Source organism: Burkholderia sp. IMCC1007 (assembly GCF_027257875.1).
Taxonomy (GTDB): Bacteria; Pseudomonadota; Gammaproteobacteria; order Burkholderiales; family Burkholderiaceae; genus Burkholderia.
The window spans coordinates 18,158-43,713 of sequence record NZ_JAPVQY010000066.1; the positions used below are offsets into that span (position 1 = coordinate 18,158).

Annotated in this window: 33 protein-coding genes, 1 tRNA gene and 2 pseudogenes; 4 read left to right on the forward strand and 32 right to left on the reverse strand. The window is 65.2% G+C overall.

Translation table 11 applies throughout. From position 1 onward, the window contains the following. Positions 1-27: 27 nt before the first annotated feature. The gene (locus tag O1Q03_RS34405; protein WP_269509344.1) at positions 28-354 is read right to left on the reverse strand and encodes a DUF7716 domain-containing protein; all 327 of its coding nucleotides are present in this window, start codon (positions 352-354) and stop codon (positions 28-30) included. 359 nt (positions 355-713) lie between these two features. On the opposite strand from O1Q03_RS34405, the gene O1Q03_RS34410 reads away from it, so the two are divergent. Further along, the gene (locus tag O1Q03_RS34410; protein WP_269509346.1) at positions 714-1,514 is read left to right on the forward strand and encodes a transporter substrate-binding domain-containing protein; all 801 of its coding nucleotides are present in this window, start codon (positions 714-716) and stop codon (positions 1,512-1,514) included. An 81-nt stretch (positions 1,515-1,595) separates the two neighbouring features. On the opposite strand, the gene O1Q03_RS34415 is transcribed toward O1Q03_RS34410, so the two are convergent. Then, positions 1,596-1,799, reverse strand: coding sequence for a hypothetical protein (locus tag O1Q03_RS34415; protein ID WP_269509348.1), 204 nt, complete (start codon positions 1,797-1,799; stop codon positions 1,596-1,598). 456 nt (positions 1,800-2,255) lie between these two features. Between O1Q03_RS34415 and O1Q03_RS34420 the strand changes: the two are divergent. After that, a pseudogene (locus tag O1Q03_RS34420) lies at positions 2,256-3,014 on the forward strand (type VI immunity family protein); the annotation flags it as partial. Positions 3,015-3,136: 122 nt separating this feature from the next. Here O1Q03_RS34420 and O1Q03_RS34425 read toward each other — a convergent pair. After that, entirely contained in the window at positions 3,137-3,361 is a 225-nt protein-coding gene (locus O1Q03_RS34425; RefSeq protein WP_269509350.1) for a hypothetical protein, read from the reverse strand. Between the two features lie 44 nt (positions 3,362-3,405). Between O1Q03_RS34425 and O1Q03_RS34430 the strand changes: the two genes are divergently transcribed. Continuing rightward, positions 3,406-3,792, forward strand: a complete 387-nt coding sequence (locus tag O1Q03_RS34430; RefSeq protein WP_269509352.1) for a hypothetical protein — start codon at positions 3,406-3,408, stop codon at positions 3,790-3,792. 14 nt (positions 3,793-3,806) lie between these two features. On the opposite strand, the gene O1Q03_RS34435 is transcribed toward O1Q03_RS34430, so the two are convergent. The 7 genes from O1Q03_RS34435 to O1Q03_RS34465 form a co-directional block, all read right to left on the reverse strand. Continuing rightward, positions 3,807-3,882 (reverse strand) — tRNA-Thr (locus tag O1Q03_RS34435). A 20-nt stretch (positions 3,883-3,902) separates the two neighbouring features. After that, entirely contained in the window at positions 3,903-4,427 is a 525-nt protein-coding gene (locus O1Q03_RS34440) for a ClpXP protease specificity-enhancing factor (RefSeq protein ID WP_269509405.1), read from the reverse strand. 71 nt (positions 4,428-4,498) lie between these two features. Then, on the reverse strand, positions 4,499-5,110 hold the full coding sequence (locus O1Q03_RS34445; protein ID WP_006400565.1) for a glutathione S-transferase N-terminal domain-containing protein: 612 nt from the start codon (positions 5,108-5,110) through the stop codon (positions 4,499-4,501). A 94-nt stretch (positions 5,111-5,204) separates the two neighbouring features. Next, entirely contained in the window at positions 5,205-5,963 is a 759-nt protein-coding gene (locus tag O1Q03_RS34450; protein ID WP_269509355.1) for a cytochrome c1, read from the reverse strand. A 21-nt stretch (positions 5,964-5,984) separates the two neighbouring features. Continuing rightward, a complete protein-coding gene (locus O1Q03_RS34455) occupies positions 5,985-7,367 on the reverse strand; it encodes a cytochrome b (protein ID WP_269509356.1) in 1,383 nt (460 codons plus the stop codon). After that, positions 7,367-7,987 carry a ubiquinol-cytochrome c reductase iron-sulfur subunit gene (gene petA, locus O1Q03_RS34460; protein ID WP_269509358.1) on the reverse strand — a complete coding sequence of 207 codons (621 nt, stop codon included), beginning with the start codon at positions 7,985-7,987 and terminating at the stop codon, positions 7,367-7,369. The genes O1Q03_RS34455 and petA overlap by 1 nt, the downstream gene beginning before the upstream one ends. A 218-nt stretch (positions 7,988-8,205) precedes the next feature. After that, positions 8,206-8,952, reverse strand: coding sequence for a Nif3-like dinuclear metal center hexameric protein (locus tag O1Q03_RS34465; RefSeq protein ID WP_269509361.1), 747 nt, complete (start codon positions 8,950-8,952; stop codon positions 8,206-8,208). 21 nt (positions 8,953-8,973) lie between these two features. Between O1Q03_RS34465 and O1Q03_RS34470 the strand changes: the two genes are divergently transcribed. Beyond that, positions 8,974-10,179 (forward strand): S1C family serine protease, encoded by a 1,206-nt coding sequence (locus O1Q03_RS34470; RefSeq protein ID WP_269509363.1) that lies wholly within the window; start codon positions 8,974-8,976, stop codon positions 10,177-10,179. Positions 10,180-10,391: 212 nt separating this feature from the next. Here the strand turns inward: O1Q03_RS34470 and tatC are convergent, their stop codons facing one another. The 22 genes and pseudogenes from tatC to O1Q03_RS34580 all read right to left on the reverse strand — a co-directional run. Next, positions 10,392-11,174 carry a twin-arginine translocase subunit TatC gene (gene tatC, locus O1Q03_RS34475; RefSeq protein ID WP_269509365.1) on the reverse strand — a complete coding sequence of 261 codons (783 nt, stop codon included), beginning with the start codon at positions 11,172-11,174 and terminating at the stop codon, positions 10,392-10,394. 41 nt (positions 11,175-11,215) lie between these two features. Next, positions 11,216-11,749, reverse strand: coding sequence for a Sec-independent protein translocase protein TatB (gene tatB / locus O1Q03_RS34480; RefSeq protein WP_269509367.1), 534 nt, complete (start codon positions 11,747-11,749; stop codon positions 11,216-11,218). 26 nt (positions 11,750-11,775) lie between these two features. Then, positions 11,776-12,006, reverse strand: a complete 231-nt coding sequence (tatA, locus tag O1Q03_RS34485) for a Sec-independent protein translocase subunit TatA (RefSeq protein WP_269509369.1) — start codon at positions 12,004-12,006, stop codon at positions 11,776-11,778. Between the two features lie 94 nt (positions 12,007-12,100). After that, on the reverse strand, positions 12,101-12,466 hold the full coding sequence (locus tag O1Q03_RS34490; protein ID WP_269509371.1) for a histidine triad nucleotide-binding protein: 366 nt from the start codon (positions 12,464-12,466) through the stop codon (positions 12,101-12,103). A gap of 29 nt (positions 12,467-12,495) precedes the next feature. After that, positions 12,496-12,888, reverse strand: coding sequence for a DUF4870 family protein (locus O1Q03_RS34495; protein ID WP_269509373.1), 393 nt, complete (start codon positions 12,886-12,888; stop codon positions 12,496-12,498). A 71-nt stretch (positions 12,889-12,959) separates the two neighbouring features. After that, on the reverse strand, positions 12,960-13,325 hold the full coding sequence (locus O1Q03_RS34500) for a phosphoribosyl-ATP diphosphatase (RefSeq protein ID WP_269509375.1): 366 nt from the start codon (positions 13,323-13,325) through the stop codon (positions 12,960-12,962). Beyond that, a complete protein-coding gene (hisI, locus tag O1Q03_RS34505; protein ID WP_269509377.1) occupies positions 13,322-13,738 on the reverse strand; it encodes a phosphoribosyl-AMP cyclohydrolase in 417 nt (138 codons plus the stop codon). Before hisI ends, O1Q03_RS34500 begins: the two co-directional genes overlap by 4 nt. Next, positions 13,738-14,511 (reverse strand): imidazole glycerol phosphate synthase subunit HisF, encoded by a 774-nt coding sequence (hisF, locus tag O1Q03_RS34510; protein WP_027783356.1) that lies wholly within the window; start codon positions 14,509-14,511, stop codon positions 13,738-13,740. The genes hisI and hisF overlap by 1 nt, the downstream gene beginning before the upstream one ends. Positions 14,512-14,617: 106 nt before the next feature. Then, complete coding sequence (gene hisA / locus O1Q03_RS34515) at positions 14,618-15,373, reverse strand: 1-(5-phosphoribosyl)-5-[(5-phosphoribosylamino)methylideneamino]imidazole-4-carboxamide isomerase (protein WP_269509381.1); 756 nt, start codon at positions 15,371-15,373, stop codon at positions 14,618-14,620. A 309-nt stretch (positions 15,374-15,682) separates the two neighbouring features. After that, positions 15,683-16,324 (reverse strand): imidazole glycerol phosphate synthase subunit HisH, encoded by a 642-nt coding sequence (gene hisH, locus O1Q03_RS34520; protein ID WP_269509384.1) that lies wholly within the window; start codon positions 16,322-16,324, stop codon positions 15,683-15,685. Further along, positions 16,321-16,941, reverse strand: a complete 621-nt coding sequence (locus tag O1Q03_RS34525; RefSeq protein WP_269509386.1) for a YchE family NAAT transporter — start codon at positions 16,939-16,941, stop codon at positions 16,321-16,323. Before O1Q03_RS34525 ends, hisH begins: the two co-directional genes overlap by 4 nt. A gap of 60 nt (positions 16,942-17,001) precedes the next feature. Further along, on the reverse strand, positions 17,002-17,589 hold the full coding sequence (gene hisB, locus O1Q03_RS34530) for an imidazoleglycerol-phosphate dehydratase HisB (protein WP_011546606.1): 588 nt from the start codon (positions 17,587-17,589) through the stop codon (positions 17,002-17,004). Positions 17,590-17,653: 64 nt separating this feature from the next. Next, positions 17,654-18,727: a histidinol-phosphate transaminase gene (gene hisC, locus O1Q03_RS34535; RefSeq protein WP_269509390.1), complete on the reverse strand. Its 1,074-nt coding sequence runs from the start codon at positions 18,725-18,727 to the stop codon at positions 17,654-17,656. Between the two features lie 120 nt (positions 18,728-18,847). Further along, positions 18,848-20,164 carry a histidinol dehydrogenase gene (gene hisD / locus O1Q03_RS34540; protein ID WP_269509391.1) on the reverse strand — a complete coding sequence of 439 codons (1,317 nt, stop codon included), beginning with the start codon at positions 20,162-20,164 and terminating at the stop codon, positions 18,848-18,850. A gap of 24 nt (positions 20,165-20,188) precedes the next feature. Continuing rightward, positions 20,189-20,842, reverse strand: coding sequence for an ATP phosphoribosyltransferase (gene hisG, locus O1Q03_RS34545; protein ID WP_006751807.1), 654 nt, complete (start codon positions 20,840-20,842; stop codon positions 20,189-20,191). Further along, positions 20,839-22,188, reverse strand: a complete 1,350-nt coding sequence (gene murA, locus O1Q03_RS34550; protein WP_269509394.1) for a UDP-N-acetylglucosamine 1-carboxyvinyltransferase — start codon at positions 22,186-22,188, stop codon at positions 20,839-20,841. Before murA ends, hisG begins: the two co-directional genes overlap by 4 nt. Before the next feature lie 13 nt (positions 22,189-22,201). Next, positions 22,202-22,441, reverse strand: coding sequence for a BolA family protein (locus O1Q03_RS34555; RefSeq protein ID WP_006477131.1), 240 nt, complete (start codon positions 22,439-22,441; stop codon positions 22,202-22,204). A 50-nt stretch (positions 22,442-22,491) separates the two neighbouring features. Next, entirely contained in the window at positions 22,492-23,247 is a 756-nt protein-coding gene (locus O1Q03_RS34560; protein ID WP_269509395.1) for an ABC transporter permease, read from the reverse strand. Next, positions 23,244-24,170: an ABC transporter ATP-binding protein gene (locus O1Q03_RS34565; RefSeq protein WP_269509397.1), complete on the reverse strand. Its 927-nt coding sequence runs from the start codon at positions 24,168-24,170 to the stop codon at positions 23,244-23,246. Before O1Q03_RS34565 ends, O1Q03_RS34560 begins: the two co-directional genes overlap by 4 nt. 191 nt (positions 24,171-24,361) lie before the next feature. Beyond that, entirely contained in the window at positions 24,362-24,637 is a 276-nt protein-coding gene (locus O1Q03_RS34570; protein WP_269509399.1) for an STAS domain-containing protein, read from the reverse strand. Next, entirely contained in the window at positions 24,634-25,263 is a 630-nt protein-coding gene (locus O1Q03_RS34575) for an MlaC/ttg2D family ABC transporter substrate-binding protein (protein ID WP_269509400.1), read from the reverse strand. The genes O1Q03_RS34570 and O1Q03_RS34575 overlap by 4 nt, the downstream gene beginning before the upstream one ends. Positions 25,264-25,374: 111 nt before the next feature. Further along, positions 25,375-25,556: pseudogene (locus O1Q03_RS34580) on the reverse strand (MlaA family lipoprotein); the annotation flags it as partial.

Sequence of the window (25,556 nt, forward strand, 5' to 3'; positions counted from 1 at the left end):
TTTTACTGTGGCGCTTGACGCGCGTCGTCAGAGCAGAATGAACGCGTCGTTGTCGACGTAGAACACGAAGGCGTCGAACAGTTGCGCGACGGTCGGCTCGTCGACCTGGTCATGTGCGTTGATCACGATGTCCTCGATCGTCGCGCTATTCAGCGTGATGCGCCAGCCCGGTTGTGGTGCGGTGGCAGGTGGCGTGGCGGCTTCGGCGTCGTCGGCGTCGTCAGCGTCGTCGATGAATGCGCCCTCTGTATCGAGCGTCCATGGCATCGGCGGCAGGCAGAGCCAACCGGAGAAGTCGCCGGGGTGCTCGAGAATGTGTTGCAGCGACGCGGTGGTCGCACGGGTGATCGACATGGGTGGTGCGGTTGTAACTGGACTGGAGTCAATGCGCGGGAACGGCGATGTGGCAGCTGCACGGAGGTGCCTGCGTCGCGGCGCTCGCGTCAGCGAGTCGTGATTATGCCAATTCCGAGCACGCGGGGTTGGCTCCGATGGGAAGCGTCCGCCTTCGTCGCCCGCCGAGCGATCCGTGCCGGCGCGCCGTCACGCTGCGCCGCTACCCCACCGTCTGCTGAAATCGATTGCAATCAGGGCCACCTCGACTTCCGGTACGCGCCGGTTGCGAGTAGTGTCTACATGCCCGTATTCCGGCCCAGCCGGGCACGACCGATGCCCGGCGCTCGACTACTACACTGAACCCTTGGAGATCTGCGATGAAACGTTCGAAGTTCCTGTTGTCGGGCCTGCTACTCGCGTCGGCGCTCGGTTTCACCGCCATCGCCGCCCATGCTGAAGACCTGCTCGATTCGGTGAAGAAAGCCGGCGTGCTGCGCGTCGGCCTCGAAGGCACGTATCCGCCGTTCAACTCGCGCGGCACGTCCGGCCAGCTCGAGGGCTTCGACGTCGACATCGCGAACGCGGTCGCCGGCAAGCTCGGCGTGAAGACGCAGTTCATTCCGACTGAATGGAGCGGCATCATCGCGGGGCTGCAAGCCGGGAAGTTCGACGTGATCGTGAATCAGGTCACGATCACGCCGCAGCGCAAGGAAGTACTCGACTTCAGCGAGCCGTACACGTACTCGGCCGCGCAACTGATCCAGCGCAAGGACGACACGCGCAACTTCAAGTCGCTCGACGATTTCAAGGGCAAGAAGCTCGGCGTGACGCTCGGCACCAACTACGACCAGATGGCACGCACCGTGCCCGGCATCGAAGTGCAGACGTATCCGGGCGCGCCGGAAAAACTGCGCGACCTCGCCGCCGGCCGGATCGAGGCGACGCTCGACGACCGCCTGATGCTGCCGTACATGATCAAGACCTCGAACCTGCCGCTGCGCGCGGGCGCGGTGCTGAACGGCGGCAAGCAGGAGATGGCGATCCCGTTCCGCAAGGGCAATCCGAAGTTCGAGAAGGCGATCAACGACGCGCTCGATTCGCTGCGCAAGGAAGGCACGTTGAAGAAGATCTCGATGCACTGGTTCGGCTCGGACGTGACCGTGCCGGTCGCGCAGTAAGCGGCTTCCCGCGCGTTCAATGCGTCACGACCTTCGCCGCGGCGAAGGCGTGACGCTCGTCTGCCGTTCCGCTCCGTTCCCTCAAGCCGCTTCGTCGAAGCGGGCAAGCAACTGTTGGCCGATCGGTGTCAGCGCCGGGCGTGCGGCGACGGCACTCACGCGCACCTGCGTATCGTCGACGAGCCGCTTTTCGACGAGCACGGCGAAGGCCGGATTCGTCGGGTCGACGCTGTCCGGCGAGCGCGCAATGCGCAGCAGCATCGAAAATTCATGTGGACTCAACATGGTCCGTGTCTCCTGATCGGGTGCGATTCGATTCGAACCAACGTCGATCGTGTTTTCGAATGGAATGGTGCGGTACATGGTCGATGCGTCGCCGGGAGCGAGATCCGGGGGGCCGCGCGCGACGCGGGCACGGCGTCGTGGGCGGGATGCGCATCCCCGTCAGCCGCGTTCGCGCTGCCACGGGAACGTGCAACCTTAGGGGCGCATCGTGACGCGCGCATGACAGCAAAACGGGGGTGCAACGGCGCGGGCTGCGGGGCCTCTTTGCTCGATCGCGCCCCGGTTTCGGACCGATCAACGCCGTCGTATTCGCGGACCTCGCCGACTGTTTTTTGGCGTCACCGACTCATCGCGAATCGGCCGGATAAGCCATGCGGTTGCGATGCGTTCCATCGGCCTCGCGCACGCAGCGCACGACCACGTGGACCGCACGCCGGAGCGGCACTCTCCGGCAATCTGGACGTGCTTGACTTCACTTTCCCCCGGCCGTTCCTCGAACACCGGCCGGGGGTATTCCAGGCGTTGTTCGCTGCGTTCTGTGAAACTCTCCCGACGGTTTACGGGCATGCCGGTTTTGGGGTGAACCTGCCGCCAATGGAGCAAGAAGCAAACGAGGCGACGGAGTATTTCTTCGCTCGTCGGTACGGGCCGGGAATCGACGTTGGCGATCCCATGGGTTACAGCACGGTGAGATTGGTCGGCAAGATCAAAACCGTGGATTGGATCGTTGCCCTGAATGCGGACCTCGTGTGCGCGGCCGGCGGACCGACCTCATGGACGTTGCCTCCCGACTGGTTCATTCGGCAACCGTTAGGCACTGATGGTTTGATCATCCAAGCAGGTGCCGCGCCCCAATCCGGCATTTCGGACGGACCTGGCAAGTCGCCGCTGCCGCCACCCGCGTACGTCCTGCTCAACGCAGCGCTGCGCCCGATCATCGCTGAGGACATGGACATTCTCCAGCGCGGAACGCTCGACAGTACCGCCCCGCTACTGAACACCACGGTGGCGACCGAAGCCTGGCTGAAGCGCTTCGACCTGCCGCCCGGCCAGGTGACCGAACAATGGCGCGAGCTGCATAAAACGCCGACGGTCGGTGGCAGCAAGGCGGCGGTCGCCGCCAACCTCTTGCGGCTTCGGAAGGCCATGGGACTGCCCGTGCCCGTGCCCGTGCCGTCGAACGGTTTCGGATACGACGGTGGCTCGCCGGGCTAACGAACGTTCAGAGCAACACAGAAGCGTGGCCGCGAGGCCCCGTATCGTGACTCAAGCAATCCGGAAAGAGAAGCTAATCAGCAACGCAGCGCTTGCGATGTGACCGTCGCGTTTAGAGCGCTCTATTCAGACGCCAAGCCTGCAAACATGGAACGAATTTGATCTGTAGCGCTCTGCCGTGGCGATACGGACTGCACGGGATTGTAATTTTCATCCTCCCGCTTTTGCTCGCGTTCGACAAGTAGCTCCCGACGGCGTTCAATTTGCTCAGCAACGTCTCCCGACGGAACACCATTCTTCGTCATCAGCGACGTCAGCTCCGACTCAAAGCTATCCAAGTCGTCCACAGAACCTCATCTTCCGAACGCAGAAGACGGGCGCATTCGTTACAGTGCAAATCACGGGCGACCTCGCGGCGCTGATCGAACGGCTGCTCGCCTGGCGTGGTTCGAAGGTCGACGTATCGCCCTACCTGTTGCGCGACGAGGAAGGCTATCCACTCACAAAGGGCATGCTGCGTTCGCGCTTCGACAAGGCGCGTGAGCTGGCCGGCATCGACAAGGCGAAATTTCAGTTCCGCGATCTCCGCGCGCGCGGCGTGACACACAAGACGATCGACGAAGGATTGGAGGCCGGGCAGCGCCTGGCAGGACACAGCGGACCAAGCATGACGGCGCGATACGTCGCGGCGCACGGCCGGTTAAACCGTCCCGCTGATGCGCATTGGAAACGAGAGGGGGTATTGGAAACGCGAAGGGGCTACGCAAACATCGCGTAACCCCTTGCTGGATATGGTGCCGGCTGCAGGACTCGAACCCGCCACCTGATGATTACAAATCAACTGCTCTACCAGATGAGCTAAGCCGGCGTTAAGCGCGAGATTCTACCTCATTTCACGATCTTGAGGCGAGGTCTGTTGCTGCCTTTCGATCCATCTCCGTCAGATTTCGGCGGTTCGTCCGCGCCTTCGGACGGTTCCTCGTTCGTGCCGCTGTCCGAGACGGGCGTCAACGTGGACGAAGCCTCGTCGCGGGACGCGCCATCGTCGGCCTGCGCGGCATCGTCTTCGAATGCCCCCGAATCCTCTGCCTCACCGGCCACCGCATCGACCTGGAACGCCATCCCCTGACCGTTCTCCCGCGCGTAGATCGCGAGCACGTTGGCCACTGGAATCTCGATCTTGTGCGCCTTCCCGGAGAACCGGGCAGTGAACTCGATCCACTCGTTGCCCATCTGCAGCTGGCTCGTCGCCTCGAAGCTGATGTTGAGCACGATCTCGCCGTCACGCACGAACTGACGCGGCACGCGCGTCGAGTTGTCGACCCTCACCGCGATATGCGGCGTGTAACCGTTATCGGTGCACCACTCGTACAGCGCGCGCAGCAGATAAGGCTTCGTTGAAATCTCTTGCATCACAATCCTCGAACCCGGAGCAGGCACGCGGCACGCCGCGCCGCCCGCTCCGTCATGCACTCATTGCATCATCAACGACGCATGACCTTTTCGGACGGCGTCAGTGCTTCGATATAGGCCGGACGGCTGAAGATCCGTTCCGCGTACTTCATCAGCGGCGCAGCATTCTTCGACAGTTCGATGCCGTAGTGATCCAGACGCCACAGCAGCGGCGCGATCGCAACGTCGAGCATCGAGAACTCTTCGCCGAGCATGTACTTGTTCTTCACGAAGATCGGCGCGAGCTGCGTCAGGCGATCGCGGATCGCGAGGCGTGCCTTCTCGTGGTTCTTCTCGGCAGCCTTGCCCTTCTCGTTCTCGAGCGTGCTGACGTGAACGAACAGCTCCTTCTCGAAGTTGAGCAGGAACAGGCGCGCACGCGCGCGCTGCACCGGATCGGCCGGCATCAGTTGCGGATGCGGGAAGCGCTCGTCGATGTATTCGTTGATGATGTTCGATTCGTACAGGATCAGGTCGCGCTCGACCAGAATCGGCACCTGACCGTACGGGTTCATCACCGAGATGTCTTCCGGCTTGTTGAACAGGTCGACGTCACGGATTTCGAAGTCCATGCCCTTCTCGAACAGCACCAGCCGGCAACGCTGGGAGAACGGGCAAGTTGTGCCGGAATACAGAACCATCATATTTGCGTTTCCTCAAAAAAGCCGAGGGCCGGCACGCGGCGCAACCCCTTTCACGGGTTCCGCGTTGCGCCGGCCCCACGCCGGTCAGGCGTGTTTACTTGATATCTTTCCAGTACGCGGCGTTGAGCCGCCAGGCCAGGAAAGTCAGGACCCCGAGAAAGACCAGCACCCACACGCCGAGGCGTTTGCGGGTCTGCTGGGCCGGCTCGGCCATCCATGTCATATAGGCCACCAGGTCGGCCACCGCAGCATCGTAGTCGGGCGACGACAACGTGCCCGGCGTGACCTGCTGGAAGCCGACGAGCATGTGGACCTTCTCGCCCGTCTCCTCGTCCGTCTTGTCTTCGAATTTGGCCGTGCGCTGCCCCTGCAGTTGCCATAATACGTTGGGCATGCCGACGTTCTCGAACACCGCGTTGTTCCAGCCGGTCGGCCGCGTATCGTCGCGGTAGAACCCACGCAGATACGTATACAGCCAGTCGCGGCCGCGCGCCCGCTCCTCGACCGACAGATCGGGCGGCGTGGTGCCGAGCCAGTTCTTCGCGTCTTCGGGCCGCATCGCAACGGACATCGTATTCCCGACCTTGTCGGTCGTGAACAGGAGATTCGTTTCGATCTCCTTCTGGGATATGCCCAGATCCGTCAGACGGTTGTAGCGCATCAGGTTCGCGCTGTGGCAGTTCAGGCAATAGTTTACAAACAATTGCGCGCCGCGTTGAAGCGAAACGAGATTTTGCGTGTTATCGGGCGCCCGGTCGAGCGGAAAATTACCTTCGGCGCGTACGACCGGCGCCGCCAGCAGCGCCACGGCCGTCGCCCCGATCAGCGCGAGCATCGAAAGCAGTTTCTTCATGTCGTTCTCTCCTCGCTCACGTTAATGGGGCTTGAAGCGCACCCGCTCCGGCGGCTGCTTGAATGTGCCAAGCGGCGTCCAGACGGGCATGCCGAGGAAGAACGCGAAATAGATCAACGCGCAGCCCTGCGCAATCAGCGTCGCAGCCGGCGATGGCGGCCGCGTGCCGAGGAACGCGAGGGTCAGGAACGCCGCGACGAAGATCCCGAGGAACACCTTGTGAAACAGCGGCCGGTAGCGGATCGACTTCACCGGGCTGCGGTCGAGCCACGGCAGGAAGAACAGCGTGATCACCGCCGAGCCCATCACGACGACGCCCCAGAACTTCGACTCCGTCAAGAACATGAACACGACGATCGCCGCCGCCAGCACCGGCAGCCCGATCTTCCACTTGCCGCGCGCACGGATCAGCGCAAGCAGGCCGAGCAACACGATCACGACCATCAGGACGATCTTGAACGGGTCGGTGGTCGCGCGCAGCATCGCGTAGAACGCGGTGAAGTACCAGACCGGCGCGATTTCCGGCGGCGTCTGCAGCGGGTTCGCCGGCACGAAGTTGTTCGACTCCAGGAAGTAGCCGCCCATCTCCGGCGCGAAAAACACGATCACCGCGAACACCATCAGGAACACGCAGACGCCGAAGAAATCGTGCACCGAGTAGTACGGATGGAACGGGATGCCGTCGAGCGGAATGCCGTTCGCGTCTTTCTTCGCCTTGATCTCGATGCCGTCGGGGTTATTCGACCCCACCTCGTGCAGCGCGACCAGGTGCGCGATCACGAGACCGACCAGCACGAGCGGAATCGCGATCACGTGGAACGCGAAGAACCGGTTCAGCGTGACGTCGGACACGACGTAGTCGCCGCGAATCCACAGCGACAGGTCCGGGCCGACGAACGGGATCGCGGAGAACAGGTTCACGATCACCTGCGCGCCCCAGAACGACATCTGGCCCCACGGCAGCAGGTAGCCGAAGAACGCCTCGGCCATCAGGCACAGGAAGATCGCGCAGCCGAAGATCCACACGAGCTCGCGCGGCTTGCGGTACGACCCGTACATCAGCCCGCGGAACATGTGCAGGTAGACGACCACGAAGAACATCGATGCGCCGGTCGAGTGCAGGTAGCGGATCAGCCAGCCCCACGGCACCTCGCGCATGATGTACTCGACCGACGCGAACGCAAGCATCGAGTCGGGCTTGTAGTTCATCGTCAGGAAGATGCCCGTGACGATCTGGTTGACGAGCACGAGCAGCGCGAGGGAGCCGAAGAAGTACCAGAAGTTGAAGTTCTTCGGCGCGTAGTACTCGGAAACGTGCTTCTTCCAGGTGGACGTGAGCGGGAAGCGCTGGTCGATCCAGCCGGTGACACCTGTCGTGGAGACTTCTTTGTTGTCGGCAGCCATCACGCTTCTCCTTTCTCGTCCTTGCCGATCACGAGGGTCGTCGCCGACGTGAACATGTAGGGCGGGATGTCGAGATTCTGAGGCGCCGGCTTGTTCTTGAACACGCGGCCGGCGAGGTCGTAGGTCGAACCGTGGCACGGGCACAGGAAACCGCCCGGCCAGTCATCCGGCAGGTTCGGCTGCGGACCCGGCGTGAAGCGTTGGCTTGGCGTGCAGCCGAGGTGCGTACACACGGCCATCACGACGAGAATGTTCTTGCGATCGGCCCGCGAGCGATATTCGTTCGCGCAATACGCGGGCAACGGCATCGAATACGGGTTTTTGCTGGTCGGATCGGCGACTTCCTTGTCGGCCTTGACGACGTCGGTCAGCATGTCGTCGGTGCGGTGCAGGATCCAGACCGGCTTGCCGCGCCACGGCACGGTCACCATCTCGCCGGGCTTCAGGCCGCTGATGTCGACCTCGACCGGCGCACCGGCTGCTTTTGCTTTTGCGGACGGCGCCAGCGACGCCGCGAAAGGTATGACGGTGGCTACGCCTCCTACGCCACCTGCTACGGATGTCGCAATCAGCCAGGTACGGCGGCCGCTGTCGACGCGTTTCTCTTCCTTGTCTCGCATCACACGCCCCACTTCTGAGTTGGATTTTCCGTCACGACTTTCCATTCCGTCGCTAGTTTGCGCGAATGGAGCCGCCATTTACAAGGCCCGGAGATGAAAATCCCTTCGAAGTGTTTGATAGTTAAGGGTTATCCCCCACTACCGGAGCAATTAAATCATTGCGCTTTTAAGCATCCGCTTCATTGCGAAAATTCGATGCGCCGCCGCAAGGCCGGCCGTCAGACCGGATTGTGAATATCGATAAACAGGTGTTCGATATCGAATTCTTCGGACAAGTGCGCACCGAGTGCCTGGATTCCGTAGCGTTCGGTCGCATGGTGCCCTGCCGCAACGAAGGCGACGCCGCTTTCGGCAGCCGCGTGCGTGACGGGTTCGGATACCTCGCCGGTGAGGAACACATCGGCGCCGGCGTCGATCGCCGCGTCGAAATAGCTCTGCGCGGCGCCCGTGCACCACGCGATGCGGCGCAGTTGCATGTCCGGATCGCCGAGCACGAGCGGCGTGCGGCCGAGCGTGCGCTCGACCTTCGCGACGAAGTGCTCGAGCGTCACGGGCATCGGCAGCGTCGCCATCCAGCCGAGGTCGCCGTCGCCGAAACGCTGCTCGCCGATCAGGCCCAGCTTCTGGCCGAGTTGCGCGTTGTTGCCGAATTCCGGATGCGCGTCGAGCGGCAGATGGAACGCGAACAGGTTCAGGTCGTTCGCGAGCAGCAGCTTCAGGCGCTGGTACTTGCGGCCGGTGATCTGCGGTGCCTCGTTGCGCCAGAAATAGCCGTGATGGACGAGCACGGCATCCGCCCCCCATTCGAGCGCGGCTTCGAGGAATGCGACCGACGCCGTCACGCCGGTGGCGATCTTCTCGATCTTGCGGCGCCCCTCGACCTGAAGGCCGTTCGGGCAATAGTCCTTGAAGCGCGCGGTTTCAAGGGTATTGTTCAAGTACAATTCAAGTTCGATCCGATCCATATAAACCTCTAATCCATTCAGATGCTTAGACGCTTCTGGCTGTTCTTCGCGCAGGCGGTAACCGTGCTGCTCGCGCTGATGTTCATCGTCGTGACGCTCAAGCCGCAATGGCTGCAACGGCAAGGACAGCTCGGCAAGCAGCTCGCCACGCCGATCGTCGCGCTGCGGGAAGTCGCGCCCGGCATCGGCGGCGCACCGGCGACCACGTCGTATGCCGAAGCCGCGCAGAAGGCGATGCCGGCCGTCGTCAACGTGTTCTCCAGCAAGGACGGCTCGCTGCCCCCCGACCCGCGCGCGAAAGACCCGCTGTTCCGCTACTTCTTCGGCGACCGCAACGCCCGCAAGCGGCAGGACGAGCCGGCCGCCAACCTCGGCTCCGGCGTTATCGTGAGCCCGGAAGGTTACATTCTAACGAACCAGCACGTCGTGGACGGCGCCGACCAGATCGAAGTCGCGCTCGCCGACGGCCGCACGGCCACCGCGAAGGTGATCGGCAGCGACCCGGAAACCGATCTCGCGGTGCTGAAGATCAACATGACGAACCTGCCGACGATCACGCTCGGCCGCTCCGACCAGTCGCGCGTCGGCGACGTCGTGCTCGCGATCGGCAACCCGTTCGGCGTCGGCCAGACGGTCACGATGGGGATCATCAGCGCGCTCGGCCGCAATCACCTCGGCATCAACACGTTCGAGAACTTCATCCAGACCGACGCGCCGATCAACCCGGGCAACTCCGGCGGCGCGCTGGTCGACGTGAACGGCAACCTGCTCGGCATCAACACGGCGATCTATTCGCGCTCGGGCGGCTCGCTCGGCATCGGCTTCGCGATTCCGGTGTCGACCGCGCGCACCGTGCTCGAAAGCATCATCACGAACGGCTCGGTCACGCGCGGCTGGATCGGCGTCGAGCCGCAGGACGTCACGCCGGAGATCGCCGAGTCGTTCGGGCTTCAACAGAAATCGGGCGCGATCGTCGCGGGCGTGCTGCAGGGCGGCCCGGCCGACAAGGCCGGCATCAAGCCGGGCGACATACTCGTCAGCGTGAACGGCGAGCAAATCACCGACACGACCAAGCTGCTGAACACCGTCGCGCAGATCAAGCCGGGCACGCCGACCAAGGTGCACGTCGTGCGCAAGGGCAAGGAGTTCGACGTGAGCGTCGTGATCGGCAAACGTCCGCCGCCGCCGAAACAGGCGCTCGACGAGCAGGACAGCGATTCCGAATGACGCCGCCGGGCGGCGCGGCAGCGCCCGCGCCCGCCCGCGATCCGTCGCCGGACATGCAAAAAGGGCAGCCGATCAGCTGCCCTTTTGCTTTGCATCGCATGACATTCCCGGCGGCGGTGCAGCGCTCTGCCCGCCCACCGGCGGCACGATCCACGCGACGGCTACGCCCGGCTGTGAAACTCGCCGGGCCCGCGCCGCCCGCTGCGCGTTCGTCAACCGGCGGCGCCGTTCTCCGCTTCGCTCTCTTCCGCCGGCTTCGGCACGAAGAACCGCGCGGCCAGCAGCCCGATCTCGAACAGCACGATGAGCGGCAGCGCGAGCATCAGTTGCGAGAACACGTCCGGCGGCGTGACGACCGCCGCGACGATGAAGGCGCCGACGATCACGTACGGCCGCATCTCCTTCAGCTTCTTCACCGTCAGCACGCCCATGCGCACGAGCAGCACGACGACGATCGGCACCTCGAACGTGACCCCGAATGCGATGAACATCCCGAGCACGAAGCTCAGGTAGTTGTCGATGTCGGTCGACATCTCCGCGCCGAGCGGCGCGTTATAGTGCGCCATCACGCGGAAGATCGTCGGGAAGACGAGGAAGTACGCGAACGCCATCCCGCACAGGAACAGGAAGTAGCTGCTGCCGACGAGCGGCGCGACGAGCTTCTTCTCGTGCTGGTACAGCCCGGGCGCGACGAACGCCCAGATCTGGTACAGCACGACCGGCAGCGCGATCACGAGCGCGACGAGCATCGTGACCTTCATCGGCACGAAGAACGAGCCGGTGACGTCGGTCACGATCATCCTGCCGCCCTTCGGCAGATTCTCCATCAGCGGCCGCGCGAGCAGCCGGAAGATGTCGGGCGCCCAGTAGACGAGCCCGACGAACACGACGATCACGGCCAGCCCCGCGCGAATGATGCGATCGCGAAGCTCGACGAGATGGGAAATAAAGGTTTCTTCCGGGGCATCGCCCGGATTCTGCTGGGGGTCGCTCACACCGGCCCTCGGTAGGATTGACGAGCGAGCATGCGCTCGGCTCAGAAGAAGCGCGTCGGCCGGCGCAAGCTGGCCGGCTGGTGGCGCGCGACACGCGCGGCGCCCGACTGCACGTGCGTGCGGCGGGTGGTCGCGCGCTTGTACCAGACAGGCATCGCAGCCTGTTTCACGCGCCAGTTGCGACGCTTCGGCGCGAGCGCTGCCGCGCTGCCGCGCCACGACGACGGCGCGGCGGGCATGTCGGAGCCGGACGAGTCGGCATCGACCGAGCCCTCATGGAGACCGCCGACCGCGGAATGCCACGTGTCGTTCAGTGCCTTCTCGTGCTCGCGCAGGTTGTCGTGAATCGTCGTCTCGACATTGCGCGCGGCCGATTCGAAATCGGTCTTCATCGTGCGCAGCGCGTCGAGCTCGATTTCGCGCGAGACCTCGGCCTTCACGTCGTTGATGTACCGCTGCGCGCGGCCGAACAATGCGCCCGCCGTACGCGCGACGCGCGGCAGGCGCTCGGGGCCGAGCACCACGAGCGCGACGACGCCGATCAGCGCCATCTTCGAAAGACCGAGATCCAGCATCGTGAATGCCTGTCAGCGTACCGGCGTTACGCCTTGTTCGAGTCGGAACGCGTCGTTTCCTTCGCGTTGACGTCGACCGCGCCCGAGCGCGGCAGTTGCTGCGCATCCGCCGGCGTATCGCCTTCCTTCATGCCGTCCTTGAAACCCTTTACCGCGCTGCCGAGATCGTTGCCGATGTTGCGCAGCTTCTTCGTACCGAAAACCAGCGCGACGATCAGCAGCACGATCAGCCAGTGCCAAATGCTCAATCCACCCATGATGAAACCTCTCCTCAACCACGCCGCGTCGCGGCGCAAATCGCCGGCGGCGCGCCGGCTTCGACTATCGATGCGGGGAAAACGCCCCGCTGCGTCAACCCATCCGCTGCCACGGGCGCGGGCCGGCCAGGATGTGCGCGTGCAGGTGGTAGACCTCCTGCCCGCCGCCGGGGCCCGTGTTGACTACCGTGCGGAAACCGGTTTCGCCGCCCGTGTACGCGACGCCGAGCTGGTCGGCCAGACGCGCGACGAGCAACATCAGCCGGCCGAGCATCGGCGCATCGGCATCGGTCGCCGCCGACAGCGTCGGCAGATGCCGGCGCGGAATCACGAGCACGTGCGTCTCGGCCGCCGGGCGGATGTCGCGGAACGCGACGAATTCGTCGTCCTCGTGCACCTTCGTGCTCGGGATCTCGCCCGCCGCGATCTTGCAGAACAGGCAATTCGGATCGTGACTCATGTTGCTCCTGCGAAACGCCCGCCCGCCGGTCAGAACCAGGCCTGCGGATCGAGCGTCTTGTTGTCGTTCAGGTACAGCCAACCTTTGATGATACGGTACAGCGTCCAAATCCACGTGACAAACATGATGACGAACCCGACCACCACGAACATCAGCGCGAAGCCGATCACGTACGCGATCAGCGCCCGCCAGAAGGTGCGGATCTGCCACTCGAAATGGTCGGCGTACGGCGTGCCCGCCACATCGCCGCGCTTCACGTAGTTGATGATGATCGCGATGATGCCGGTGACGCCGCCCGTCAGCCAGTGAATCGCGTAGAGGCCGTACAGCACGTGCGTCAGCGTGCGCAATCCGCTCAGCCGCTCGGCCTCCGCTGCGCCGTGCACCGACGGCGTCGGAAACTGGCTCGGCGTATCGGTCATGATGCTACCCTCATTGGATGACAATTCTTACAGCTTACCGCACTGTCGCCGGTGCGGCAGGCCGTCGGCTGTCACCCGCCGTTTTCCTCGCGTTCGCGGCGCTTGCGCAGCGCCTTTTCCTCGATGCCCGACAGCCCTTCGCGACGCTCGAGCTCGGCGATCACGTCGGCCGGGCTCAGATCGAAATGCGACAGCATCACGAGGCAGTGGAACCACAGATCGGCCACTTCGCCGACCAGCGCCGTCGGCGCGCCGCCCTGGCGCACGTCCTTCGCGGCCAGCACGACTTCGGTCGCCTCTTCGCCGATCTTCTTCAGCACCGCGTCGTCGCCCTTGTGGAACAGGCGCGATACGTACGATTGCTCGGGGTCGCCGCCCTTGCGGCTATCGAGCACGGCTGCGAGGCGCAGCAGCGTGTCTTCGGTCGATTGCGTCATTTGTAGATGTGTTCGGGGTCTTTCAGCACCGGATCGACCGCGACCCAGTCGCCGCCCTCCACGGTGCCTTCGAATTTCTGGAAGAAGCACGAATGCCGGCCGGTGTGGCATGCGATGCCCGACACCTGCTCGACCTTCAGCAGTACGACGTCTTCGTCGCAGTCGAGCCGCACCTCGTGCACGTGCTGCACGTGGCCCGACTCCTCGCCCTTGAACCACAGGCGCTTGCGCGAGCGCGAGTAATAGACCGCGCGCTGCGTCTCGATCGTCTTCGCCAGCGCCTCGCGGTTCATCCACGCGAACATCAGCACGTCGTTCGTCGACGCCTCCTGCGCGATCACCGGCACGAGGCCGTTGTCGTCCCAGCGGACCTTGTCGAGCCACGCGGGCAGGGATTGCGTTTCGGTATTCATCACAGCCTCACCGCGATGCCCTGGTCGGACATGAAGCGCTTCGCCTCGCCGACCGTGTGCTCGCCGTAGTGGAAGATGCTCGCGGCCAGCACCGCGTCGGCGCGGCCGTCCTTGATGCCGTCCGCGAGATCCTGCAGGCAGCCGACGCCGCCCGATGCGATCACCGGCACCGGCACCGCGTCCGACACGCCGCGCGTGAGCGCGAGGTCGAAGCCCGACTTCGTGCCGTCGCGGTCCATGCTCGTGAGCAGGATCTCGCCCGCGCCGAGTTCGGCCATCTTGCGCGCCCATTCGATCGCGTCGAGGCCCGTGTTCTTGCGGCCGCCGTGCGTGAACACTTCCCAGCGCGGCGTCTCGCCGTCGGCCGACACGCGCTTCGCGTCGATCGCGACGACGATGCACTGCGAGCCGTACTTGTCGGCCGCGTCGCGCACGAGCTGCGGGTTCGCGACCGCCGACGAGTTCATGCTGACCTTGTCCGCGCCCGCGTTCAGCAGGCGCCGCACGTCTTCGACGGCGCGCACGCCGCCGCCGACGGTCAGCGGAATGAAGACCTGCGATGCGACGGCCTCGATGATCGGCAGGATCAGGTCGCGCTGGTCGGAGGTCGCGGTGATGTCGAGGAACGTCAGTTCGTCGGCGCCCTGGTCGTCGTAGCGGCGGGCGATTTCGACGGGGTCGCCGGCATCGCGCAGTTCGACGAAGTTGACGCCCTTGACGACACGCCCGGCAGTCACGTCCAGGCAGGGGATGATGCGTTTAGCTAGAGCCATGATGTTGCGCCATAGGCCGCGGTGGGACGGCCGGTTTCGGACACCTCGTGCGAGGCGCCCGGTCGGGGCCGCCTGCTGGCAGCCCCGGCGAACGGAACGATCGCGCTTATGCGTCGTCGAGTTCGCCGTTCAGTTCGTCCGCGCGTTTTTGCGCGACCGCGAAATCGAGATCGCCGGAATAGATCGCACGGCCGCAGATCACGCCTTCGACGCCGTGCTCTTCCACTTCGCAGAGATGCTCGATGTCGGTGAGGTTCGACAGGCCGCCGCTGGCGATCACCGGAATGCCGACCGCCTGGGCGAGCTTCACCGTCGCCTCGATGTTGATGCCCTGCAGCATCCCGTCGCGGCCGATGTCGGTATAGACGATCGATTCGACGCCGTAGTCCTCGAACTTGCGCGCGAGATCGATCACTTCGTGGCCGGTCAGCTTGCTCCAGCCGTCGGTCGCGACCTTGCCGTCCTTCGCGTCCAGCCCGACGATGATGTTGCCCGCGAACGCGGTGCATGCGTCCTGCAGGAAGCCCGGGTTCTTCACGGCGGCGGTGCCGATGATCACGTACGAGAGGCCGGCGTCGAGATACTTCTCGATCGTCTCGAGGCTGCGAATGCCGCCGCCGAGCTGCACGGGGATTTCGTCGCCGACTTCGTCGAGGATCGCTTCGATCGCTTCGAGATTCTTCGGCTTGCCGGCAAACGCGCCGTTCAGGTCGACGAGGTGCAGCCGCCGGGCGCCGAGATCGACCCACTTGCGGGCCATCGCCGCCGGGTCCTCGGAGAAAATCGTGGCCTGGTCCATATCGCCCTGTTTGAGGCGCACACACTGACCGTCTTTGAGATCGATGGCCGGAATCAGCAACATAGCAATCGGGTGTCGTCGTGGAAAAAGAAAAGAATCGGGCGCGCACCGGCCAAACCGGTGCCGCGCCGTCTCGCTAGTTTAGTACAACTCTTTCAGCGCTTAGGGCCTGCTGCTGCCAATAACGGGCTTGCGAACGTGCCCTTCCGGCCGCACTGCAACGCGTGGTGATCGCCGTCCGGCCGAGCCGGGCCAGTCGCGATCGACGCCGCTATGCGGCAGGAAAGACACGCGCCCACGCTGACAAATCATTCGCGGGGCGGCCGCAACACGGGCCTTCCAGGCCCGCGCATTGTGGCACGCATGCGACGTTTACGGTTTCCAGTGTACGAAGTTGCGATACAGACGCAACCCGACCTCCGCGCTTTTCTCGGGGTGGAATTGGGTCGCGAAGAGGTTGTCCCGCGCGACCGCGGACGTAAACGGCGCACCGTACGCCGTTTCGCCGACCGTGTGCGCCGGGTTCTCCGGGCTCACGTAGTAGCTGTGCACGAAATAGAAATACGCGTCGTCGGGCACGCCGTCCCACAGCGGGTGCGGCTGCGATTGACGCACGCGGTTCCAGCCCATCTGCGGCACCTTGAAGCGCGAGCCGTCGTCCTGCAGCCGGCCGTCGAGCTCGAACCGCACGACCTTGCCGGGCAACAGGCCGAGGCCCTTCGTGTCGCCTTCGGCGCTCCAGTCGAACAGCATCTGCTCGCCGACGCACACGCCGAGCAGCGGCTTCGTGCGCGACGCCTCGATCACCGCTTCCTGCAGCCCCGATTCGCCGAGGCAGCGCATGCAGTCGGGCATCGCACCCTGGCCGGGCAGCACGACGCGGTCGGCCGCGCGAATCGCGGCCGGCGTGTCGACGATCGCCACGTCGGCGGCCGGTTCGGCCTTCTTGAGCGCCTGCGCGACCGAGCGCAGGTTGCCCATCCCATAATCCACAATCGCAATCGAAGTTTTCATCTCAGTGCAGGCAGTAGCGCCCTCAGTCCATTGACGATGAATTCCACCGCCAGCGCCGACAGCATCAGACCCATCAGCCGCGTGGCGATGTTGATGCCGGTGCGGCCGATCCAGTTCGCGATCGGCTCGGCGAGCCGCATCGCGAAGAAACACAGCAGAGCCAGGACCGCGCCAATTGCGACGAGCCCGGCTCGCTCATACCAGTGACGCGAGTTCGCCGCGTAGACGATCGCCGTGCTGATCGAGCCGGGGCCCGTGAGCAGCGGGATCGCCAGCGGCACGACCGCGATGTTGTCCTTCATCTCGGCTTCGTGGCGCTCCTCCGGCGTCGATCGCGTGTTGCCGATCTGCGCATTCAGCATGTTGATCGCCATCAGCAGCATGATGATCCCGCCGCCCACTTCGAGCGAGCCGACCGAAATGCCGAAGAAGTCGATGATCTGCTGCCCGAGCAGCACCGTCACCGTCATCACGCAGAACACCGACACCGACGCGATCCGGATCGTGCGACGCCGTTCGTCGTCCGTCTGCTGCGCCGTCAGGCTCAGGAAGAACGGCACCGCGCCGACCGGATTGATCAGCGCGAGCAGCGAAATGAACGATTTGAGCAGATCCATCGCAAGCCGGCGCGCCGCGCCGAAGCCGTGAGGTTGTCCCGAGCGCAGCCCGTCAGGAAATCAGAGGCTGCCCTTCGTCGACGGAATCTGCCCCGCCGCACGTTCGTCGAGCTCCACCGCCGCGCGCAGCGCGCGGCCGAAGGCCTTGAACACCGTTTCGAGCTGATGGTGCGCGTTGATCCCGCGCAGGTTGTCGATGTGCAGCGTGACGCCCGCGTGGTTCACGAACCCGCGGAAGAATTCGATCGACAGATCGACGTCGAACGTGCCGATCCGCGCGCGCGTGAACGGCACGTGGAATTCGAGGCCCGGACGACCCGAGAAGTCGATCACGACGCGCGACAGCGCCTCGTCGAGCGGCACGTACGAATGGCCGTAACGGCGGATGCCCTTGCGATCGCCGATCGCCTTCGCGACGGCCTGACCGAGCGTGATGCCGACGTCCTCGACCGTATGGTGATCGTCGATGTGCGTGTCGCCATGCGCTTCAACCTCGAGATCGACCAGACCGTGTCGCGCGATCTGGTCGAGCATATGGTCGAGAAACGGCACGCCGGTAGCCAGCTTCTGCCGGCCCGTGCCGTCGAGATCGAGCTTCACACGGATCTGCGTTTCGCTGGTATTGCGAACGACTTCCGCCACACGCATGGCAATTCCTTGATTGAGTCTATGTAAATGGGGATTGATCGTCGCGCGCCGCCGCGCCCTGGGCTCAACCGGGCAGCGCGAGTTTCAAAGCAGCCAGCAAGCGTGCATTTTCATCGGGAGAACCGACGGTCAGCCGCACGCATTCGGCCAGCAACGGATGCATTTTACTCACGTTTTTGATCAACACCCGTTCGGTGAGCAGCGCATCGAACACGCTCGCCGCGTCCGGCACGCGCACCAGCAGGAAGTTGCCGGCGCTCGGATACACCGTCGCGCCCGGCAGCGCGGCCACGGCCTGCGCGAGGCGCGCGCGTTCCGCGCGCAGTTCGGCCGCCTGCGCATCGAGCACGTCGAGGTGATCGAGCAGGAAATCGGCGGTCGCCTGGGTCAGCACGTTGATGTTGTACGGCGGACGCACCTTGTCGAACTGGGTCAGCCAGGCCGGCAGCCCGGCGAGATAGCCGAGGCGGATGCCCGCGAGGCCGAGCTTCGACACGGTGCGCATCACGACGACGTTGTCGAATTCGGCGGCGCGCGGCAGCCACGAACGCTCGGCGAACGGCTGGTACGCCTCGTCGATCACGATCAGGCTGTGACGCGCGGCCGCGATGATGCGCTCGACGTCGGCTTCTTCGTACAGCGTACCGGTCGGGTTGTTCGGATACGCGAGATAGACGAGCGCGGGCCGGTGCGCGTCGATCGCCGCGATCATCGCGTCGGCGTCGAGCGTCAGGTCGGCCTTCAGCGGCACGCCGACGAATTCGAGCTGCGCGAACTTCGCGGACAGCTCGTACATCACGAAGCCCGGCACCGGTGCGAGCACCTTCGCGCCCGGCCTCGCGCATGCGACCGACATCATGCTGATGATTTCGTCCGACCCGTTGCCGAGCAGCACGTCGCACGCGGCCGGCACGCCCATTGCGTGGCGCAGCTTGTCGAGCAGCGCGCCCGGGCGCGGCGCCGGGTAGCGGTTCAGCGCGACCTGCGCGAGGCGCTCGCCGAGCGCCGCGGCGAGCGGCGCGGGCAGCGAATACGGGTTCTCCATCGCGTCGAGCTTCACGAACCCGCTCGCGTCCGGCACCGGGTAGCTCGTCATCGCGAGCACGTCGCGGCGGATGATGTCTTGTGGCGTCGTCATGATCTCAAGCCGGCGTGCGTCGCGCCGGCGTCAAATGGTCGGCAACGCGGCGGCTGCCGCGTTGCACTGGTCTGCTGGCCGACCGGAACCGATGCGTCGGCATCGGCCCCGGCGCGCGGGTCACCCCTTCATCCGGAGTTCGGCGCTGCGCGCGTGCGCCTGCAGGCCCTCGCCGTATGCGAGCTCGGAGGCGATTTCACCCAGCGTCTGCGCACCTTCGGCGCTGACTTCGATCAGGCTCGAGCGCTTGATGAAGTCGTACACGCCGAGCGGCGACGAGAAGCGCGCGGTGCGCGACGTCGGCAGCACGTGGTTCGGGCCCGCGCAGTAGTCGCCGAGGCTCTCGCTCGTGTAGCGGCCGAGGAAGATCGCGCCCGCGTGGCGGATCTGCTGGCCCCATTGCTGCGGCTCCAGCGCCGAGATTTCGAGGTGTTCCGGCGCGATGTCGTTCGCGATCCGGCACGCTTCGGCCATGTCGCGCACCTTGATCAGCGCGCCGCGGCCTTCGAGCGATGCGCGGATCACGTCCTGGCGCGGCATCGTCGGCAGCAGCTCGTCGATCGCCTTCTCGACGCGCTCGAGGAACGCGCCATCCGGGCACAGCAGGATCGACTGCGCGAGCTCGTCGTGTTCGGCCTGCGAGAACAGGTCCATCGCGACCCAGCTCGGATCGGTCGTGCCGTCGCACAGCACGAGGATTTCCGACGGGCCGGCGATCATGTCGATGCCGACCGTGCCGAACACGCGGCGCTTCGCCGACGCGACGTACGCGTTGCCCGGCCCGCAGATCTTGTCGACCGCCGGCACCGTGGCCGTACCGTACGCGAGCGCGCCGACCGCCTGCGCGCCGCCGATCGTGAACACGCGATCGACGCCGCCGAGCAGCGCCGCGGCGAGCACGAGGTCGTTCTTCACGCCGTCCGGGGTCGGCACGACCATCACGATCTCGCCGACGCCCGCGACCCGCGCGGGAATCGCGTTCATCAGCACCGACGACGGGTAGGCCGCCTTGCCGCCCGGCACGTACAAGCCGACGCGGTCGAGCGGCGTGATCTTCTGGCCGAGCACCGTGCCGTCGCTTTCCGTGTACTGCCAGCTATGCGTGCCGCACTCGATCTTCTGCTTCTCGTGGTACGCGCGCACCCGCGCCGCCGCCGCTTCCAGCGCCGCGCGCGCCTTCGGCGCGAGGCCGTCGAGCGCCGTCTGCAGCGCGTCCTGCGGCAGTTCGAGCGCGGCGACGCTGCCTGCGTTCAGCCGGTCGAAACGGTTCGTGTACTCGAGCACCGCGGCGTCGCCGCGCGACTTCACGTCGGCGAGAATCTGCGCGACCGATTGCTCGATCGCTTCGTCCTCGCTCGCCTCGAATGCGAGCAACGCGCGCAGCGCGGCATCGAAGCCTTCGCTCGCCGAATCGAGTTTGCGGATGGTGATGGCCATGGGAGTTCCGTTACGGTGATGCGCTCAATTGCCATTCTGCGACGCGCGTTCGAACGCGTCGAGAATCGGCTTGAGCGCGGCGCGCTTCAACTTCAGCGCAGCCTGGTTCACGACGAGGCGCGACGAGATCGCCATGATCTCCTCGACCTCGACCAGATTGTTCGCCTTCAGCGTGCCGCCCGAGCTGACGAGGTCGACGATCGCATCGGCCAGCCCGACGAGCGGCGCCAGCTCCATCGAGCCGTACAGCTTGATCAGGTCGACGTGCACGCCCTTCGCGGCGAAGTGTTCGCGCGCCGTTTCGACATACTTCGTCGCGACCCGCAGGCGCGCGCCCTGGCGCACCGCGTTCGCGTAGTCGAAACCGGCCGGCACGGCCACCGACATCCGGCAGCGTGCAATGTTCAGATCGATCGGCTGGTACAGGCCCGAGCCGCCGTGCTCGACCAGCACGTCCTTGCCGGCCACGCCGAAATCGGCCGCGCCGTATTCCACGTAGGTCGGCACGTCGCTCGCGCGCACGATGATCACGCGCAGGTTCGGATCGGTCGTCGGCAGAATCAGCTTGCGCGACGTTTCCGGATCCTCGGCCACCTGCACGCCGGCGGCTGCCAGCAGCGGCAGGGTTTCCTCGAAAATCCGGCCCTTCGACAGGGCGAGGGTCAGCGGCGCGGTCATGCTTGGCTCCCGGAAAGGCGGCGCACGTTCGCGCCGACGGCGGTCAGTTTGGCTTCCATGCGGTCGTAGCCGCGGTCCAGATGGTAGATGCGGTCGACGAGCGTTTCGCCGTCGGCACGCAGCCCGGCGATCACGAGGCTCGCCGACGCACGCAGGTCGGTCGCCATCACGGTTGCGCCGGACAGCTTGTCGACGCCGGTCACGAGCGCCGTGTTGCCGTCGACCGTGATGTTCGCGCCGAGCCGGTTCAGCTCCTGCACGTGCATGAAGCGATTCTCGAAAATGGTCTCGACGACCTGCGCGGTGCCCGTCGCGATCGAATTGAGGGCCATGAACTGCGCCTGCATGTCGGTCGGGAACGCCGGGTATTCCGACGTGCGGATCGTCACCGCCGACGGGCGGCGGTCCATCTTCACGCGCAGCCAGTTGCCGCCTTCCTCGATCGACACGCCGGCTTCGCGCAGCTTGTCGACCACCGCGTCGAGGATGTGCGGGCGCACGCCCGTCAGCATCACGTCGCCGCCGGCCGCCGCGACCGCGCACAGGAACGTGCCGGCCTCGATACGGTCGGGAATCACCGAATGGCGCGCGCCATGCAGACGCTCGACGCCCTGGATCACGAGGCGATCGGTGCCGATGCCGTCGATTTTCGCGCCCATCGCAACCAGCAAGTGTGCGAGATCGCTCACTTCCGGCTCGCGCGCGGCGTTTTCGATCACCGTCTCGCCGTCGGCCAGCGTCGCGGCCATCAGCAGGTTTTCCGTGCCCGTCACCGTGATCATGTCGGTCACGATGCGCGCGCCCTTCAGGCGCTTCGCGCGCGCTTCGATGAAGCCGTGCTCGATGCTGATCTCGGCGCCCATCGCCTGCAGGCCCTTGATGTGCTGGTCGACCGGACGCGCGCCGATCGCGCAGCCGCCCGGCAGCGACACCTTCGCCTCGCCGAAGCGCGCGAGCAGCGGCCCGAGCACGAGGATCGACGCGCGCATCGTCTTCACGAGCTCGTACGGCGCGACGAGGTTGTCGACGCGCGACGCGTCGAGCTGCACGCGGCAGCCGTCGGTCTCGCTCTTCACGCCCATCTGGTTCAGCACCTTCAGCGTGGTGCGCACGTCCTTCAGGTTCGGCACGTTGTCGAGCTCGACCGGCTCGGCGCTCAGCAGCCCCGCGCACAGGATCGGCAGCGCGGCGTTCTTCGCGCCCGACACGACGATCTCGCCCGACAGCCGGCGACCGCCTTCGATCACGAGCTTGTCCATCCCCTGTCCCTGCGTTTGCCCGTTGGCGGCCGGGTGTGCCGTGGCGACGCTCTGGACGGCGTCGCGCTCGTTGACGGTGACTTGCACTCAGTGGTTCCGGTTATGCGTTCTGCCATTCGGCGGGCGTCAGCGTCTTCATGCTGAGCGCGTGGATTTCCTGCTTCATGCGATCGCCGAGCGCCGCATAGACGAGCTGGTGCCGCTGGATCGGCCGCTTGCCTTCGAAGGCCGCCGACACGATCGTCGCGAAGAAATGCTGGCCGTCGCCTTCGACTTCCAGATGAGTGCAGGCGAGACCGCCGGCGATGTATTGCTTGACCTGTTCGGGAGTCGGCAACATGAGGGGCTCCTGTCGGCGCGCGCCGCCCGTAGCGGCCGCTGCCGTCGATATCAATGACGCAGTTTGTAGCCGGTCGCGAGCAGCCGCATCGCGAAAATCGCGAGCAGCACGAAGAAACCGGTGACGATGGCGAGGCTCGCGAGCGGGTTGATGTCGGACGCGCCGAAGAACCCGTAACGGAAACCGTCGATCATGTAGAAAAACGGGTTGAGACGCGAAATCTCGCGCCACACGGGCGGCAGCGAGTGCGTCGAATAGAACACGCCGGACAGGAACGTCAGCGGCATGATCAGAAAGTTCTGGAACGCGGCGAGCTGGTCGAACTTCTCGGCCCAGATCCCGGCGATCAGCCCGAGCGTGCCGAGGATCGCCGAGCCGAGCAGCGCGAACGCGATGATGAACAACGGCGCCGCGAAATGCATCGGGATAAACCACATCGTCACGACGAACACGCCGGCGCCGACCGCGAGCCCGCGCACCACGGACGCGAGCACGTACGCGCCGAAGATGTCCTTGTAGGACAGCGGCGGCAGCAGCACGAACACGAGGTTGCCCGTGATCTTCGACTGGATCAGCGACGACGAGCTGTTCGCGAACGCGTTCTGCAGCACGCTCATCATCACGAGGCCGGGAACCAGGAAGCTCACGTATTCGACGCCCGGATACACCTCGACGCGGCCCGACAGTGCGTGGCCGAAGATCGTCAGATACAGCAGCGCCGTCACGATCGGCGCGCACACCGTCTGGAACGACACCTTCCAGAAGCGCAGCAGTTCCTTGTAGAACAGCGTTTGAAACCCACTCATGCCAGTCCCTCGACGACTTCTGCCCCGTTCATCACCTGGACGAACACATCTTCGAGGTCGGCCTTGCGGACCTCGATCTCGTCGAACGTGCAGCCCGCCGCGCGACACTGCGCGAGGATGCGTTCGACATCGTCGTAACTCGTGAGACGCAGCAGGTGCTCGCCCGGCGCGCGCGCGGCCGGATCGGTCTCCAGCCCGCGCAGCTCGGCGGGCAGCGCGCCCGTCGCGAGGCGCAGGTACAGCTGCAGCCCCGCGAAGCGGCGCAGCAGCGCGTCGGTGCGATCGAGCGCGACGACTTCGCCGCGACGCAGCATCGCGATGCGGTCGCACAGCGCTTCGGCTTCCTCGAGGTAATGGGTGGTCAGCACGATCGTGTGGCCCTCGCGGTTGAGCCGCGAGATGAATTTCCACAGCGTCTGGCGCAGTTCGACGTCGACGCCGGCGGTCGGCTCGTCGAGCACGATGACCGGCGGCCGGTGCACGAGCGCCTGCGCGACCAGCACGCGGCGCTTCATCCCGCCCGACAGCGCGCGCATGTTCGCATCGGCCTTATCGGTGAGATCGAGATTGGCCATCACTTCGTCGATCCAGTCGTCGTTGCGGCGCAGCCCGAAATAGCCGGACTGGATCCGCAGCGTCTCGCGGACGGTGAAGAACGGGTCGAACACGAGTTCCTGCGGCACGACGCCGAGCGCGCGCCGCGCGCCGCGGAAGTCCTTGACGACATCGTGGCCGCGCACCGAGATGCTGCCTTCATCGGCCCGGGCGAGCCCGGCGAGGATACTGATGAGCGTGGTCTTGCCTGCGCCGTTCGGGCCGAGCAGACCGAAAAACTCGCCTTCCTCGACCGACAGACTGACGCCCTTGAGCGCCTGAAGCGATTTGTAGCGCTTCTTGACGTGACGGATTTCTATGGCTGACATGACTGAGCGCGGCGCAATGGCCGCGACGCCTATTCTGGTTTGCTGCGAAAGAAAATGGGGGCCGGACGCCGATTGGCTGCCCCGCAAAACGCTTGATTATAGGGCAAACCGGCTGGCGAAGCCGCTGCGGAAGGCACGCGGCCTGAAGCGTGCACGCGCCGGGCGGCGCGGCAGGCTTCGATCGGACAGCGTCAATGTCGCCCGGTGCCTTCGATGAGCGCGTCGACGCCGTAGGCGCGCGCGAGGCTGGCGAGCTTCGGGGGGAGATTGAGGATGTCGAGGGTCGCGCCGCGGGTTTTGGCGGCGCGTTGCCATGCGAGCAGCACGGCGAGCGCGGACGAGTCGAACTGCGTGAGCGCCGCGCAATCGACGGCGGTGGCGCCCGCGCCGATGCGCGCGAGACCGTCTGCGAGCGCGGACTTCGCGCTCGCGACGGTCAGCGAGGAGCCGGCTACGAAGCCGTTCACGATGCCTGCTTGCCGGCGGCAAGTTGCTGGTTGCGCTGCGTCAGGAACTGGATCAGCCCCTCCACGCCGCTTTGCTGGATCTTCTCGTTGAACTGCTGCTGGTACGTCTGGATCAGCCACGCGCCGAGCACGTTCAGGTCATACACCTTCCAGCCGTTGGCCGTCTTGTACAGGCGGTAATCGATCTGCACCGGCTGGCCGTTGTTCATCGCGACCGTCTTGACCACGACGTCGGTATCGGCCGGATCGGCGCGGAACGGCGGGTACTGGATCTGCTGGTCCGGCTTCAGCTGCGCGAGCGCGCCCGAATACGTGCGGATCAGCAGCAGCTTGAACTGCTCCTGCACCTGCTGTTGCTGCTCGGGCGTCGCGGTGCGCCAGTTGCGGCCCATCGCGAGCTGCGTGGTGCGGCGGAAATCGGTGTACGGCAGGATGTCCTTGTTGACGATCGTGATGATGCGGTTGGTGTCGCCCTGCTTGATCGTCTGCTGCTTGACTTCGTCGAGCACCTGCTGCGTCGCCGTCTTGATCAGCGCCTGCGGGTTCGACTGGTCGACTTGCGCGTGAGCTGCGCTGCCGAACGAGAACAGCGCCGCGAAAACGGGGATGAGGAATAGTTTTTTCATCATAGTGACCTGCATGAATGAGTCGATGCGGAGGTTGGAGCAGGTAGCTTACGCGCAAGTTCGCGTACGCTACCGACTGAATCGTTTCCGGCTGTAACGAATGTAAATCGCTCAGTGCAGCCGGATGCTCGGGAACCGGAGCCCGCCCGGCGACGGCGGCGCCACCTGCATCGCCGGCACGTTCGTTTCGCTGGCCGGATTCGGCATTTCGGCCGTGCCCGAGGCCGGCGCAGGCACCGCCGCGGCCGATGCGCCCGCCGGCGCCGTCGCGCCACCCACCGCTGCCGCGCCCG